The sequence below is a fragment of the Kitasatospora sp. NBC_00374 genome, assembly GCF_041434935.1.
Classification (GTDB): Bacteria; Actinomycetota; Actinomycetes; order Streptomycetales; family Streptomycetaceae; genus Kitasatospora.
Genome location: NZ_CP107964.1, coordinates 6,777,529 through 6,792,833, shown reverse-complemented (window position 1 = coordinate 6,792,833; position 15,305 = coordinate 6,777,529). Strand labels below are relative to the sequence as shown.

General features: G+C 76.5%; 13 protein-coding genes. 9 read left to right on the top strand and 4 right to left on the bottom strand.

Features of this window, described 5'->3' with window-relative positions:
- Window positions 1–36: 36 nt before the first annotated feature.
- The 4 genes from OG871_RS30240 to OG871_RS30225 are packed head-to-tail and all read right to left on the bottom strand — an operon-like array spanning window position 37 to window position 3,827.
- Window positions 37–702, bottom strand: coding sequence for an ATP-binding cassette domain-containing protein (locus OG871_RS30240; protein WP_371501161.1), 666 nt, complete (start codon window positions 700–702; stop codon window positions 37–39).
- Entirely contained in the window at window positions 699–1,448 is a 750-nt protein-coding gene (locus OG871_RS30235) for an ABC transporter ATP-binding protein (protein WP_371501160.1), read from the bottom strand. The genes OG871_RS30240 and OG871_RS30235 overlap by 4 nt, the downstream gene beginning before the upstream one ends.
- Window positions 1,445–3,349 carry an ABC transporter permease gene (locus OG871_RS30230; RefSeq protein WP_371501159.1) on the bottom strand — a complete coding sequence of 635 codons (1,905 nt, stop codon included), beginning with the start codon at window positions 3,347–3,349 and terminating at the stop codon, window positions 1,445–1,447. The genes OG871_RS30235 and OG871_RS30230 overlap by 4 nt, the downstream gene beginning before the upstream one ends.
- Before the next feature lie 4 nt (window positions 3,350–3,353).
- Window positions 3,354–3,827 (bottom strand): hypothetical protein, encoded by a 474-nt coding sequence (locus OG871_RS30225; protein ID WP_371501158.1) that lies wholly within the window; start codon window positions 3,825–3,827, stop codon window positions 3,354–3,356.
- Window positions 3,828–4,029: 202 nt separating this feature from the next.
- Between OG871_RS30225 and OG871_RS30220 the strand changes: the two genes are divergently transcribed.
- From OG871_RS30220 to OG871_RS30180, 9 genes are all read left to right on the top strand, one after another.
- Window positions 4,030–4,665 (top strand): hypothetical protein, encoded by a 636-nt coding sequence (locus tag OG871_RS30220; protein WP_371501157.1) that lies wholly within the window; start codon window positions 4,030–4,032, stop codon window positions 4,663–4,665.
- Entirely contained in the window at window positions 4,662–6,014 is a 1,353-nt protein-coding gene (locus OG871_RS30215) for an ABC transporter substrate-binding protein (RefSeq protein ID WP_371503470.1), read from the top strand. The genes OG871_RS30220 and OG871_RS30215 overlap by 4 nt, the downstream gene beginning before the upstream one ends.
- 120 nt (window positions 6,015–6,134) lie before the next feature.
- Window positions 6,135–6,647, top strand: a complete 513-nt coding sequence (locus OG871_RS30210; RefSeq protein WP_371501156.1) for a hypothetical protein — start codon at window positions 6,135–6,137, stop codon at window positions 6,645–6,647.
- A 46-nt stretch (window positions 6,648–6,693) separates the two neighbouring features.
- Entirely contained in the window at window positions 6,694–9,609 is a 2,916-nt protein-coding gene (locus OG871_RS30205) for a BTAD domain-containing putative transcriptional regulator (RefSeq protein WP_371501155.1), read from the top strand.
- 395 nt (window positions 9,610–10,004) lie between these two features.
- Entirely contained in the window at window positions 10,005–11,255 is a 1,251-nt protein-coding gene (gene cbiE, locus OG871_RS30200) for a precorrin-6y C5,15-methyltransferase (decarboxylating) subunit CbiE (protein ID WP_371501154.1), read from the top strand.
- The gene (cobM, locus tag OG871_RS30195) at window positions 11,252–12,010 is read left to right on the top strand and encodes a precorrin-4 C(11)-methyltransferase (RefSeq protein WP_371501153.1); all 759 of its coding nucleotides are present in this window, start codon (window positions 11,252–11,254) and stop codon (window positions 12,008–12,010) included. Before cbiE ends, cobM begins: the two co-directional genes overlap by 4 nt.
- Complete coding sequence (locus OG871_RS30190; protein WP_371501152.1) at window positions 12,001–12,786, top strand: cobalt-precorrin-6A reductase; 786 nt, start codon at window positions 12,001–12,003, stop codon at window positions 12,784–12,786. The genes cobM and OG871_RS30190 overlap by 10 nt, the downstream gene beginning before the upstream one ends.
- Window positions 12,787–12,926: 140 nt before the next feature.
- The gene (locus OG871_RS30185; RefSeq protein ID WP_371501151.1) at window positions 12,927–14,576 is read left to right on the top strand and encodes an LCP family protein; all 1,650 of its coding nucleotides are present in this window, start codon (window positions 12,927–12,929) and stop codon (window positions 14,574–14,576) included.
- A 190-nt stretch (window positions 14,577–14,766) separates the two neighbouring features.
- Window positions 14,767–15,288: a hypothetical protein gene (locus OG871_RS30180; protein WP_371501150.1), complete on the top strand. Its 522-nt coding sequence runs from the start codon at window positions 14,767–14,769 to the stop codon at window positions 15,286–15,288.
- Window positions 15,289–15,305: the final 17 nt, after the last annotated feature.

Here is a 15,305-nt window from a genome sequence, read left to right as displayed (position 1 = left end):
CCCCTTTCCAGCCGTTCACCGTACTCAGCCGTGGGATCACGCCTGGTCGGCGGCCCCGGGGCGCAGTTCGGCGGGCTCGCCGCTGAAGGCGACCCGGCCGCGGCGCAGCAGGTGGAGCACGGTCCCCGGGCGGTCGAGGGCGCGGGGCAGGGTCTGTTCGGCGAGGACCACCGTCCGGCCCTCGGCGGCGAGGTCGAGCAGGGTGCCGTGCAGGCGGCGGAGGACGGCCGGGGCCAGGCCGCGGCCGGGTTCGTCCAGCAGCAGGAGGCGGGGGCGGGTGAGCAGGGCCCGGCCGAGGGCGACCAGTTGCCGTTGGCCGCCGGACAGGTCGCCGGCGCGCCGGTGGAGCAGGGGGGCCAGCTCGGGGAAGCCCGCGTCGGCGGGCCCGGGGCCGCCGAGGGAGAGCTGTTCGGCGACCGTGAGGGACTCGAAGACGGCCTGTTCGGAGGGGACCAGGGCGGTGCCCAGCCGCGCCCTGCGGTGGGGGTCCAGGCCGGTGACGTCCCGGCCCTGGCAGAACACCCGGCCGGCCGCCGGGCGGACCGAGCCGGCCAGGGTGTGCAGCACGGTGCTCCGGCCCGAGCCGTTGCGGCCGAGCAGCACGGTGACCCGCCCGGCCGGGCAGGCCAGGTCGATCCCGTGCAGTGCCTCCAGCAGGCCGTACCGGACCCGCACGCCGCGCAGCTCGGCCGCGGCGCTCACGCCGTGCCCCACAGGCCGGTGACCCGCGGGTCGGCGAGCACCGTCCGGGGCGGGCCCGCGAGGACGACCCGGCCGGCGGCCAGCACATAGACGGTGTCGGCGAGTTCGGCGACCAGTTCGGCGTCGTGCTCGACCAGCAGGACGGCCAGGCCGTCGGCCGCGAGGGCGCGCAGGACGAGGGCGAGGTGGCCGGTCTGGTCGGTGTCCAGCCCGGCGGTCGGTTCGTCGAGCAGCAGGACGCGGGGGTCGGCGGCCAGGGCCCGGGCGAGTTCGAGCAGGCGCAGCACGCCGGCGGGGAGGTCGGCGGCGGGCCGGTCGGCGACGGCGTCGAGGCCGAGCAGGCGAAGGGCCCGCCGGGTGGCGGTGCGGGCGGCGGTCCGGCCGGGCGCGGGGAGGCCGAGCAGTCCGCGGACGCTGCCGCCGGCGCGCTGCTCGGCGCCGACCCGGACGTTCTCGGCGACCGTCAGGCCGGGGAAGACGGCGGGCTGTTGGAAGGTGCGGGCGAGGCCGAGCCGGGCCCGGGCGTGGTCGGGCAGGCGGGTGATGTCGCGGCCGTCGAGCAGGACCCGTCCCTCGTCGGCCCGGGTGGCGCCGCCGAGGCAGTCGAAGAGGGTGCTCTTGCCGGCGCCGTTGGGTCCGACGACGGCGGTGATCCGGCCGGGCGGCACGTCGAGGCCGACCCCGTCGACGGCGGTCGCGCCGCCGAACCGCCGTACCAGGCCGGAGGCCGTCAGGCCGGCGGTCATCGGGGGCCGCCGTCCGGCAGGCGGGCGCGGATCCGCCGGCCGAGCGGGGTGAGGGCCCGCGGGGGCGCGGCGCGGCGCGCGCGGGCGAGGCCGGCCAGGCCGCCGGGCAGGCGGCCGATCGCGACCGCCCCGGCGCCGACCACCACGGCGGAGACGCCGACGCCGGCCAGGGTGTCCAGTGCGGTGAGCGCGGCGGCCGCGGCGACCGCGCCGGCCGCGCTGTCCACCCCGGCGACCACGGCGGCGGCGAACCACAGCAGCCCGCGGACGGGGTCGTAGGCGTTCGGGTCGAAGGACTGGCCGGCCAGGGTGGTCAGGGCGCCGCCGAGGGCCGCGACGCCGGCGCCGGCCATGAAGAGCAGCAGCTTGAGCCTGGGTACGTCGACCCCGGCGGCGGCGGCGGCCGCCTGGTGGTCGCCGAGCGCCGTCAGGGCACGGCCGAGCCGCCCCCGGTGCAGGTTGCGGACGAGCAGCAGGGCGGCGCCGAGCAGCGCCAGCTCCAGCACGTACAGGGTCCGGTCGCCGCCGGGCAGCACGGCCCCGCCGGCGAGGTCCAGGCCGCTGGTGGCGTACGGCTGCTCGAACACCAGGCGGCTGAGCGCGGTGCCGACGGCGAGGGTGGTCAGGGCGAGCGCCAGGCCGCGCCGGCGGATCGCGGGCCAGCCGGTGAGCAGGCCGAACGGGACGGCGGCGGCCACCGCGAGCAGCAGCGCGGGCACCGCGGGCAGGGCCGGCAGGCCGGGCACCCGGCCGGAGAGCAGCAGGGCGGTGCCGAGGCCGCCGATGCCCGCGTACCCGGCCTGGCCGAGCGAGACCTGGCCGCCGTAGCCGGTGACCACGACGGTGGAGAGCAGCACCAGGGCGAGCGCGGGCACCGCGAGGGCGTGCCGCAGGTCGTCGGCGCGGAACCAGAGCGGCAGCAGCAGCAGGAGCAGACAGGCGGCCTTCGCGCCCGCGGGCGCGCTGCCGCGGTGCGGGACGGGAATGCCGCGGTCGGCGCCGAGGGCGCCGCGCCACGGCAGCAGGGCGGCGACCAGCAGCGCCACCACGAACAGGTTGGCCTGCATCGCCTGGGCCAGCGGGAGGAGCTGGCCGGGCGGGCGCCAGCGGGTGAACTCGCTCTGCATGACGCCGAGGACGAGACCGGTGGCGACCGCGACGGGCAGGCTGCGCAGCCGGGCGGCGACGGCCACGGCCATGGTCTCCAGGACGAGCAGCGGCAGCCCGTACGGGTCGAGCAGCAGGTACGGGGCGAGCAGGACCCCGACCAGCCCGGCGGTGAAGGAGCCGAAGGCCCAGCCGCCGGCCGAGACCCGGTCGGCGTCGATGCCGGCGAGGCCTGCCAGGCGCCGGTTGTCGACCACGGCGCGCAGCCGGACGCCGAGGCCGGTGTGCCGGGTGACGAGGGCGACGGTGCCGGTGAGCAGCAGGACGCCGGCGAGTTGGGCCAGGGTGTCCAGGCGCAGCGGGTGTCCGCCGGGGCGGGCGAGCACGGTGGCGGGGGCGAGGGCCGGCGCGTCGCCGAACGGGGTGGTGCCCCAGATCAGCACGGCGGCGCCGATCAGCAGGACGAACACGCCGACGGCGGCGACCAGGGTCTCGGCGGGGCCGGCGCCGCGCCGTTGCAGGGGGCGGAAGACGGCCAGTTCCAGCAGCACGCCGAGGGCGGGCGCGGCCACCAGCAGGCAGCAGACGGCGGCGAGGGCGAGCGGCCAGTGCCGGACCACGACGAGTTCCCGCAGCAGGTAGGCGATGAGCATCGCCTGGGCGCCCTGGGCGAGGTTGAGCACGCCGGTGGCCCGGTAGGTGACGATCAGTCCGACGCCGCTGAGCGCGGCGGCGCTGCCGACGGAGAGTCCGGCGAGCAGGAGGTCGAGGCTGAGTCCGAGGGCGTCGGCCACCGGGTCAGCCGTCCGTCGCCGGCGGCCCGGGGTCGCAGACCGGGCAGGGGGTGAGGGCGCGCTCGTGCACGGTGGCCGGGTCGACCGGGGCGGCCTGCGGTTTGCCTGCCACGAGCGGGCAGCCGGGGCGGTGGTAGAGCGTGCCCTGCGGGACGGCGAGCGGTGGGCCGTCGGCCGGTGTCGCGGCCTCGGCGGCCTCGGCGGTGAGCAGGGCGTAGAGCTGGTCCACCCGGTGGTCGGTCGGGCCGCCGGGCGGCGGCTCGGCTCGGCGGCCGCCGAGCAGGACCGCGCCGGCCGCGAGGAGCGCGGTACCGGGGGCGGTGCCGGAGGCAAGGTAGGGCAGCTGACGGGCGGTGAGGTTCTCACCGGACACGCCGTACCAGCCGAGCAGGCAGAGCAGGAGTCCGGCGACGAGGAGCGGCCAGCCGGGGCGGTCGCGCAGCGTCCGGGCGGCGGTCCGCAGGTGCAAGCGCGTCATGGGACCTTTCCCCGGCGGCACTGGATATCCGATTTGCGGTTTCTGACCGTCATATTGCGAGTTGTCCACGGATCGTCCCTCATAGTGTCCCGTGCGGCACATCACGCCGCAGTCCGGACCGATCGGCCGGGCAGCCAACCGAGCGACCGGGGCCGGCGGGGTGGACGGGCCGTCAGGTCGGGAAGAACGCGGTGAGAGAGCAATGCGCACCAGGCACACGGACCACCGGCCCGCCGTCGCCACCGGCCCGCGGCCCCACCCGGACGGCGGCGGGCCGAACGCCCGGACGCCACGGACGGGTGCGGCCGTCCGGCTGACCGGCGCCGCGCTGGCCGTCCTGCTCGCGGCGGGCTGCAGCAGCAGCAGTTCGAGCGGCGGCTCCAGCGGCAGCCCGGAGGTGTCCGTCTCGATCTCGGCGTCCGGCTCCGCCTCCGTGTCCGTCGAGGTGTCGCCGTCCGCCTCGGGCAGCGCGCCCGCCGACGTGGCCGGGGCCACCACCCAGGTGACGGCCACCTGGGAGAAGTTCTTCGACCCGGCGACGGCGCTCGCCGACAAGGCCACGCTGCTGCAGAACGGCGAGCAGCTCGTCCCGGTGCTCCAGGGCTTCGCCGCCGACCCCCGGGTCGGCCAGGTGAAGGCGACGGTGAGCAAGGTGGAGTTCACCTCGCCGACCACGGCCACGGTGACGTACTCGCTGTCCCTGGACGGCGCGGTCGTCCAGCCGGACGCCACCGGCCAGGCCGTCCTGGAGAACGGCACCTGGAAGGTGTCCACCTCCACCCTGTGCGGCCTGGTCAGCCTCTCCGGGAACACCTCCCCGGTGCCCGGGTGCAGCTGAGCCGTACCGGTCGGGCGGCGGTGGTCGGGCGGCGCCCGGCCGCCGCCGCCCTCGCGCTGCTGCTGTTGCTGACGGCGGCCTGCGGCAGCCGGCTGCCGGAGAGTGCGTTCGGCTCCGGGGGGAGCGCGCCGGACCTCGCCACCGACACCGGGGTGACGGCGCAGGAGATCCGGGTCGGCATCATCACCTCCCTGACCAGCCCGGTCGGCGGCGAGACCTTCGCCGGCCCGCACTTCGGCGCCCTCGCCTTCTTCCGCGCCCTCGCCGACCGGGGCGGTCTGCACGGGCGTACGGTGCGGCTGCTGACCTGCGACGACGGCGGCAGCGGCCTCGGCAACCGGGACTGCGTCCACCGGCTGGTCGACCAGGAGAAGGTGTTCGCGCTGGTCGCGGGGAGCGTCCTGGACTACGCGGGCGCCCCGTACGTCGACGCGCACCAGGTCCCCGACGTTGGCGGCCAGCCGATCGGCACGGCGTACGACCGCTGGCCGCACCTGTTCAGCATCTACGGCTCGGCCTCGCCGCGGGACGGCCGTACGGTCGGCTGGGACGGCGTGCTGTACCAGAGCACCGAGATCTACCGCTTCTTCAAGGAGCGGCTGGGGGCCCGCAGCGCCGCGGTGGTCTCGTACAACCAGGCCGACTCCGCCCGCTACGCCCGGCAGTTGGAGGAGGGGCTGCGGGCCGAGGGGTACCGGGTGCTGAGCCTGAGCGTGGACCTCGCGCTGCCGGGCTTCCAGACGGTGGCCGCCGCCCTGAAGGCCGACGGCACCGAGCTGCTCTTCGACGCCATGGACAGCCGGGGCAACGCCGCGCTGTGCCAGGCGCTGGACGCGGCGGGGGTCCGGCTGTCCGCCAAGGTCACCAACGTGCAGAACTGGTCCGAGGCGGTGCGCACCGACTACCGGGACTCCCCGAACTGCCGCAACAACCTGTGGGCGACGTCCGAGTCCCGCAACTACGAGGACACCGGACACCCCTCGGTGGCCGAGTTCCGCGCGGGGATGGCCCGCTACTACCCGGAGCGCGAGGACCAGCTCTCCGCGTGGGAGCTGGAGGGCTGGGCGGCGGCCCGCTGGCTGACCGACGCGATGGACTCCTGCGGCACCGCACTCACCCGGGCCTGCGTCGAGCGGTTCATGAACCGCACCGAACCGTACGACGCGCACGGGCTGCTGGTCCCCACCGACTTCACCCCGCAGCCCCGGCCCACCGGCCCGACCCTCGCCTGCCTGAACGCCGCCCGCTGGCAGGACGGCGCCTTCGGCGGCCGGGGCGGCTGGGTGACCCAGGTCCCCGACCTGGCGAGCGCCTGCTACGACGTCCCGCAGCTCCCCTACCGACCGTGACGGAACGGTATCGGTTTGCCAACGTATGGGAGTTCCGTGCCGGAAGCGTGAACACGGCGGCACGGCTCTGGTTGACTCACCGGCCTGCCCACCCCTGCCGGAACGGAGCCTTCCACACCCATGCCCTCACCCATCCGCGCGGGCCACCGACGTCTCGCCGCCCTCTCGGGCCTCGTCCTGGCCGCCGCCTTCGCCCTGACCGGCTGCGACCCGGCCCCCGGCGACACCGGCGGCACCCCGGCCGCCGCCGTCTCCTCCAGCGCCGCGCCCTCCCCCTCGGCCTCCCCCTCGCCGTCGCCGTCGCCTTCGCCCTCGCCCTCGCCCTCGGCGAGCCCCACCCCGACGCCGTCGCCGACCGCCGCCGAGGTCACCCCGCCGGCCGCGGTCACCACGCCGGCCGCCCGGCCCACCACCAAGGCCCCGACGCCGAAGGTCACCACCCAGACCGCCGAACCGCCCCGCACCGGCGACCCCGCCCCGGCCGGCGGCTGCGAGATCGTCTCCAACGCGGGCAACTGCTACCAGGCCGGACAGTTCTGCCGCAACGCCGACCTCGGACGCAGCACCCACGACGCCAGCGGACGGATGCTCACCTGCCGCATGGTCAGCGGCAAGCCGCACTGGCAGGCCTGACCGACAGGCGACCACCGGCCCCGGGCACCCGCGCACACGCTCTAGCATGTCGCCGGACTCGATCGGCGGCAGGCGGACACCGGCCGCCTCGGAAACGGGGGCACGGATGCGGTTCGGCCTGCTCGGAGCTCTGACGGTGCACGATGCGGCCGGGCGCGAACTCGCGCTCGGCGCACCGAAGAACCGCGCGCTGCTGGCGGTGCTGCTGCTCCGGGCCAACCGCGCGGTGTCACTGGACGCCGTGAAGTCCGCGCTCTGGGGCGAGCACCCGCCCGCGAGCGCGACCGCCTCCGTCCACAACCATGTGACCCGGCTGCGCCGCGCCCTCGGCGAGGAGGGCGCGGCCCGGCTGCGCGCGGACCCGCCCGGCTACCGGATCGAGGCCGGGGAGCAGGAGGTGGACGCGCTGGTCTTCGCCGGCCTGGTCGGCGCGGCGGACGCCGCCCGCCGCCGGGGCGACTGGGCGACCGTCGGCAGCCGCGCCCGCGCCGCCCTCGCCCTGTGGCGCGGCGATCCGCTGACCGGCGTCGCGCTGGCCGAACCCGCGGCGGCCCGGCTGGAACCGGAGCTGGAGCAGTGGCGGCAGTCGCGGCTCCAGGTCCTGGAGTGGCGGCTGGAGGCCGATCTGCGCGACGGCGGGCACAGCGCCCTGGTCGGCGAGCTGACCGCGCTGGTCGCCGAACACCCGCTGCGGGAGGGCTTCCACCGGCAGCTGATGCTGGCGCTGCACCGATCCGGGCGCCAGGCCGAGGCGCTCGCGGTGTTCCAGCGGCTGCGCAGGCGGCTGGTGGCGGAGCTGGGCGTCGAGCCCGGCGCCGACGCCCGGGCCGCCCACCGGGAGATCCTCGCCCCGCCCGAGGAGGATCCGGCCGCCGGTCCCGGCCCCGGCACACCGGCCCAACTCCCCCGGGACGTCGCCGACTTCACCGGCCGGAGGGACCAACTGGAGCGGCTGGCCGCACTGTTGTCCCCCGGCAGCGCCCCCGGGCCGGGTGCGCTGCGGGTGGTGGCCGTCAGCGGCCCCGGCGGCATCGGCAAGACCACCCTGGCCGTCCGCACCGCGCACCGGGTCGCCGACGGCTTCCCGGACGGGCAGCTCTACGTCGACCTGCGCGGCGTCCACCACGCGCCCGCCGACCCCGGCGAGGTACTGGCCGGCTTCCTGCGCGACCTGGGCACGCCCGAGCACGCCATCCCGGTGACCGAGGACGCCCGCGCCGCCCGCTACCGCAGCCTGCTCGCCGACCGCCGGATCCTGGTCGTCCTGGACAACGCCCGGGACGCCGCCCAGGTCCGTCCGCTGCTGCCGGGCTCGGCGGGCTGCGCCGCCCTGGTGACCGCACGGCGCAGGCTCCCGGGCCTGGCGGGCGCCGTCCACCTCGACCTGACCACCCTCGGCGACCAGGACGCGCACGAGCTCTTCGTCACCATCGCCGGGCCCGAGCGGGCGGCCGCCGAGCCGGCGGCCACCGCCGAGGTGGTGCGCCACTGCGCGGGCCTCCCGCTGGCCCTGCGGATCGCCGCCGCCCGCCTGGCCGGGCGCCCCTCCTGGCAGGTGACGACCCTCGCCGACCGGCTCGCCGACCACACCCGCCGGCTGGACGAACTGCGGGTCGAGGACCTCGCCGTACGCGCCAGCTTCCTGATGAGCTACGCCCAACTCCCGCCCCCCGACAACCCGGACGGCCTCGCCCCCGCCCGCGCCTTCCGGCTGCTCGGGCTGGCGCCCGGCACGGACATCGGCCTGCGGGCCGCCGCCGCACTGCTGGACCACCCGCTCGACCGCACCGAACAGGTGCTGGAACACCTGGTGGACGCCTGCCTGCTCGACAGCACCGGCCCGGACCGCTACCGACTGCACGACCTGCTCCGGGACTTCGCCGCCGAGCGGGCCGAGGCCGAGGAGAGCGCGGACGTCCGCCGGGAGGCCGTCGGCCGGATCGTCCGCTGGTACCTCGACAGCCTGGTCGAGGCCGACGCCGCCCTCTTCCCCGGCCGCGGCCGGCCGGAGCGCCTGCCGGACGACCCCGGGTACCGGCCGCACGGCTTCACCGGTCTCACGGACGCGCTGCGCTGGTGCGACACCGAGCGGGTCAACCTGGTGCGCGCCACCGAGGCGGCCGCGACGTACGGGTTCCACCCGGTCGCCTGGCGGATCCCCGGGCACGGCTGGTCGTACTTCAACCACCGGAGTCTGTGGCAGGACTGGCTGACCACGACCGAGGTCGGGCTGGTCAGCGCCCGCAGCGCCGGCGACCCGGCCGGCGAGTCGACCATGCTCACCTGCCGGGGCGCCGCGTACATGCAGCTCGGGCACTGGGCGCAGGCGCAGGAGCACATGGAGGCCTCGCTCGCGATCCGGGAGGCCAACGGCGAGATCGCCGGACAGATGGCCACCACCAACACCCTCGGCATCGTCCTGCAGATCCAGAAGCGGCACACGGAGGCACGGGAGTTCTTCCTGCGGGCGCTGCGCTTCGCCGGGCCGCCGGAGCTGCGCAAGCACGAGACGACCGTCCTGAACAACCTCGGCCGCGCCGAGCTGGAACTCGGCAACCACGCCGAGGCCCTGCGGTGCCTGGAGCGGTCGCTGGAGCTCAGCAGGGAGTTCGGTGACATCTCCGCCGACGCCGAGACGATGGTCTCGGTCGGCGTGGCCCACGTCCGGATGGGCAACCCCGCGCAGGCCGTGCCCCTGCTCAGATCCGCCCTCGAACTCGCCGCGGCCGTCGGCAACGTGTTCACCGGAGTCGTCGGCCAGGCCCACCTGGCGATCGCCCTCGCCGCGGCCGGGCAGACCGAGGCCGCCGAGCAGGCGTTCGACCTGGCCCGGGCCGCGGCGGCCGACCTGAGCGGGGCACAGGTGTTCACCGCCGGCGAGGTGGTGGACGCCGCCGCGGCCGCGCTGGGCCGGGCGCCGGACCCGAGCGCGGGCCCTAGCGCCGGCCGAGGCGCGGGCTGAGCCGCGGCCCAAAGCCTGGAGCCGGAGCGCACCCGCGCCGAGACCCCCGTCCCCTGCGCGGACGCCGCCCACGTCCCCTCGGCCGTCCCCCGGCCGTCCCCCGGCCCTGCGCTCAGGTCCAGATCGAGTCCCGCCGCACCGCGGCCGGCGCCGCCGTGCGCTCAGGCCCGCCGCCGGTCCCACCGATGCCACCGGTCCCACGTGTCGCCGCCACCGCACCCGTCCCTCGTCCGTTCGCCCGTCGGCCCGCGTCGGGCCCGGGGTGAAGTCTGCGATCGGCCACCAACGAAGCACCAACGGAACACCGTTCGCCCCGGGTGGCCGAGCTCACGGCCGGGGTGCCCCCGCGGCCCGGTAGGCTGCCGCTGCCGCCCGCCCACCTGCGAGGAGTCCCGTTGACCACCGTCCCTGCGCCCGAACCGGCGATCACCGTGGTCGGGATCGGGGCCGACGGCTGGACCGGCCTGGCGCCGGCCGGCCGACAGGCGCTGCACGACGCCGGGGTGGTGCTCGGCGGCCCGCGCCAGCTCGATCTGCTGCCCGCCGAGGTGACGGCCGAGCGCCTCGCCTGGCCCTCGCCGCTGCGCCCGGCCGTCCCCGGCCTGCTGGCCGCCCACCGCGGCCGCCGGCTCGCGGTGCTGGCCAGCGGCGACCCGATGTTCTTCGGCATCGGCCGCACGCTGGCCGAGATCGCCGGGCCGCAGGCGCTGCGGGTGCTGCCGCACCCCTCCTCGGTCTCGTACGCCTGCGCCCGGCTGGGCCGCCCGGTCGAGGAGACCGAGGTGGTCAGCCTGGTCGGCCGCCCGCTGGACTCGCTCACCGCCGCGCTCTTCCCGGGCCGCGGCGTGCTGGTGCTGAGCGCCGGCGCGCACACCCCCGGGCAGGTGGCCGCGCTGCTGACCGGGCGCGGCTACGGTCCGAGCCGGCTGCGGGTGCTGGAACAGCTCGGCACTCCGGCCGAACGGCTGCTGGAGGGCACCGCCGACGGCTGGCCGCACCCGCCCGGCGACCCGCTCAACGTGATCGCGGTGGAGTGCGCGGCGGAGCCCGGCACGCTCCGGGCCCAGCTGGTGCCCGGGCTGCCCGACGCCGCGTTCGAGAGCGACGGGCAGCTGACCAAGCGGCACGTGCGCGCCGCCACCCTGGCCACCCTCGCCCCCGCCCCCGGCGAACTGCTGTGGGACGTCGGCGGCGGCTCGGGGTCGATCGGGATCGAGTGGCTGCGCGCCCACCGCAGCTGCCGGGCCGTCAGTGTGGAGCGCGACCCGGTGCGGGCCGCGCGGATCACCCGCAACGCCGCCGCGCTCGGGGTACCCCGGCTCCGGGTGGTGACCGGGCCGGCGCCCGCCGCGCTGACCGGACTGCCCACCCCGGACGCGGTGTTCGTCGGCGGCGGGCTGACCGCGCCCGGTCTGCTCGACGCCTGCTGGGCCGCGCTGCCCGCGGGCGGCCGACTGGTCGCCAACACGGTGACGCTGGAGTCCGAGGCGCTGCTGACCGAGTGGTACCGGCGGCACGGCGGCGAGCTGCTACGGCTCGCGGTGGCGCACGCCGTGCCGGTCGGCGGGTTCACCGGCTGGCGGCAGGCGATGCCGGTCACCCAGTGGTCGGTGGTCAAGGGAACGCAACAGGGAGAGCAGCAGTGACCGTCTACTTCATCGGGGCCGGCCCCGGCGCCGCCGACCTGATCACCGTGCGCGGCCAGCGCACCCTGGCGGCCTGCGGGGTGTGCCTGTACGCGGGCAGCCTGGTGCCGCGCGAGCTGCTGGCCGAGTGCCCGCCGGACGCCCGGCTGGTCGACACCGCCAACCTGAACCTCGACCAGATCGTCGGGGAGATCACCGCGGCCCACGCCGAGGGCCTGGACGTGGCCCGGCTGCACTCCGGCGACCCGTCGGTGTTCAGTGCCGTCGCCGAGCAGATGCGGCGCCTGGACGCGGCCGGCATCCCGTACGAGGTGGTGCCGGGCGTGCCCGCGTTCGCCGCCGCCGCGGCCGCGCTGAAGCGGGAGCTGACCGTGCCGACGGTGGGCCAGACCGTGATCCTCACCCGGGTCGCCCGGCAGGCCACCCCGATGCCGGAGGGCGAGGACCTGGCGACCCTGGGCCGCAGCGGGGCGCTGCTGGTGCTGCACCTGGCGACCCGGTACGTGGACAGCGTGGTCGAGGAGCTGCTGCCGCACTACGGCGCCGACTGCCCCGCCGCCGTGGTGGCGATGGCCAGCCGCCCGGACGAGCTGGTGCTGCGCGGCACCCTCGGCGACATCGCCGGTCAGGTCAGGGAGTCGGGGGTGCTGCGTACCGCCGTCATCCTGGTCGGCCGGACCCTGGGCGCCGAGCAGTTCCGCGACAGCCACCTGTACTCGACGGAGCGGGAGCGCCCGCACGAGCCGTGCGCCTGACCCCGGTGGCCCGCCATGTGCTGATCCTGGGCGGCACCACCGAGGCCCGGCAGCTGGCCGCCGAGCTGGCCGCAGATGCGTCGGCCGGGGCGTCGGCGGATGCCGGACCGCGGGTGACCAGTTCGCTCGCGGGCCGGGTGGCGGAGCCCCGGCTGCCCGCCGGGGAGGTCCGGATCGGCGGTTTCGGCGGCCCGGCCGGGCTGGCCGCCTGGCTGCGGGAGCACCGGGTGGACGCGCTGGTGGACGCCACCCACCCGTTCGCGGCCGGGATCAGCCGCAACGCGGTCGAGGCCGCCGCCGCGGCCGGTGTCCCGCTGCTGGCGCTGCGGCGCCCCGGCTGGGCACCGCGGGCCGGGGACGACTGGCACCCGGTCGGCTCGCTCGCCGAGGCGGCGGACGTGCTGCCCGCGCTCGGCCGGCGGGTCTTCCTGACCACCGGCCGCCAGGGGCTCGGCTGCTTCGCGCACCTCAACGGGCTGTTCTTCCTGGCCCGTTCGGTGGACGCGCCGGCCCCGCCGCTGCCGGCGGACCTCGAAGTCCTGCTGGACCGGGGGCCGTTCACGCTGGCGGGCGAGCGCGCCGTACTGCGCGAGCACCGGATCGACGTCCTGGTCACCAAGGACAGCGGCGGCGCGGCCACCGCTCCGAAGCTCACCGCCGCCCGCGAACTGGGCCTGCCCGTGGTGGTCGTCCGCCGCCCCGAGCCCCCGGCGGGCGTGCCGACGGCCCCGGACGTGGCGGGCGCGGTGGCCTGGCTGGCGCGGCCGCACCGCTGACCGGCGGCCGCACCCCGCACGGAGTGTGACACCAACCACAGGTGTGATGATCACTCAAATTCGTCTCCCGCAGACGGCACCGGGTAGGTTCCCGAACGTTCGACCGAAACGTGTCGAGCGCGAGAGGGGGAACGCCTACCATGATCCGCAACGCTGAGCCGATATCCGACGAGCAGTCCGAAACGGGCCCGCAGCCCGTACCGGGCGGACGGAAGGCCGCACGGCAGCAGGGCGCACAGCAGCAGGCCGGGCGCAGCAGCCGCCGCAAGCAGAAGAGCGGCGCGCGGCGCTGGCTCAAACCGCTGGGGATCACGGTGGCCCTGACCGTGCTCGCGGGTTGCGGGAGCGCGTACCTCTACTACCAGCACCTGAACGGCAACTTCCACGCCGGCACCAACAACCTCAGTGACGCGCAGGGCGCCAGGACCGCGCCGAACGCGGCCGGGCAGACCCCGCTGAACATCCTGATGATCGGCACCGACAGCCGCGGCTCGGCGGCCAACGTCGCCCTCGGCGGCGGCGCCGAGGAGGCCGACCGGGCGGGCCTGGCCGACGTCCAGATGCTGCTGCACATCTCCGCCGACCGCAGCAACGCCTCGATGATCAGCATCCCCCGGGACACCATGGTCGACATGCCGTCCTGCCGCAGCGAGGACGGGAAGAAGACCTACCCCGCCGAGAAGCACGTCCAGATCAACGAGGCGCTCCTGCGCGGCGGCCCGGGCTGCGTGGTCGGCACCTGGATCTCCCTGACCGGCCTGAACATCGACCACTACATGATGGTCGACTTCGCCGGCGTGGTGCGGATGGCGGACGCCGTCGGCGGTGTCCCGGTCTGCGTCAACATGAACATGTACGACCGCCAGATCCCGGGCATCGGCGGCACCGGCCTCAAGCGGCCCGCCGGGACGTCGATCGTCAAGGGCGAGGAGGCGCTGCAGTGGCTGCGGGTCCGGGACGCCTGGGGCTCGGACCTCGGCCGCGCCCAGGCCCAGCACATGTACCTCGGTGCGCTCATGCGCCAGCTCAAGAGCAGCGGGTCGCTCACCGACCCCGGAAAGCTGATGGGCCTGGCCGAGGCCGCCACCAAGTCGCTCAGCGTCGACAAACCGCTCGCCGACATCAAGAAGCTCTACGACCTCGGTGACGACCTCAAGGCCGTGCCGCCGGAGCGCACCAGCACCCTGACCGTGCCCGTGCTGGAGGACCCGAGGGACCACAACCGGCTGATCCTGACACAGCCCGACACCTCCCGGATCTGGAAGATGCTGCTCAGCGACACCCCGCTGGACGGCCAGGGCAAGCCGGACGCCGCCGCGACCGCCGCCCCCGCCGCCCCGAGCCCGGCGGCCCCGGCCGCCGAGGCGCCGCAGGGACCGGCCAGGGACACCGTGGCGGTCACCGTCCAGAACGGCACCAAGACCCCCGACCGGGCCGCCTCCGTCAAGAACGCCCTGGTCGAGGCCGGCTTCACCAAGGCGGCCACCGCCCCGGGCGGCGGCAGCCGTGCGACCACCCAGCTCACCTACGGCAGCGGCCGGCTCGCCGACGCCCAGGTGCTGGCCGCCGCGCTCCACCTGCCCGACAGTGCGCTGAAGGAGTCCGGGAGCAGTCGGACACTGGCACTGGTGATCGGCGCGGACTGGACCGCGGGGACCACCTTCACCGGGTCCGCGGCCGCCCCGGAGCCCGCCCCGACCGCGCTCCCGTCCTCCGTCGAGGCCGACAGCGCGAACAACGACAAGAGCTGCATGAAGGTCGTCCCGCAGGGCGGGCGCTACACCTACTGAGCCGGTCCCCGGGGCACCGTCCGCAGGAATACGCCACACAGGTGTGACACGGACGGCGGCCACGACGCTGAACGACACGGGACGAGCAGTCCCAGGACGCCGGACGGCCGGTGGGCTCCCCTGTGCCCACCGGCCGGCCGGCTCCTCGAGCGTCCGGCAGCGCGCCGGTTTCCGGAGAGGCCGCCCAGCGATGCAGAACCACCAGGGACCCGGGCACCCGACCGCGGCGCCGGACCGCCCGGCCGCGGCCTTCGCCGCCCACCGGCCGCCGAGCCCGGTGTTCGTGGACTCCTCCGGCCGGCGCCAGCGGCTGGTCCGCCGACTGGGCCGTCTGCTGGTCATACCCGCCGCCGGGTACGTCGTGCTGCTGGTGAGCACGCTGCTCGGCGGACCGACCGTGCACTCGCCCCTGCTGCCCGCCGCGCAGGCGCCCCACCCCGTACCGGCCCCGCCCGCCGCGCCGCAGTCGGCCGGCCCCACCGCCGAGGTGTCCGGCACACCGGCGCCGCCGCGGACCCCCGCCCCTGCGGCGAACGGCGGCGGCGCCTCCGTCAGGGCGACGGCGAGCCGCGGGGGAACCTCCGACGCCTCACCCGTGCCGTCCGCGTCCGCCACGACGAGCGCCGAACCGTCGCCCTCGGCCGATCCGGGCGGCCACGGACGCTCCTCGTCCGCCCCGGGGAAGACCGGCAAGCCCAGCACGCACCCGTGACCCGTCGTCCCCACCGC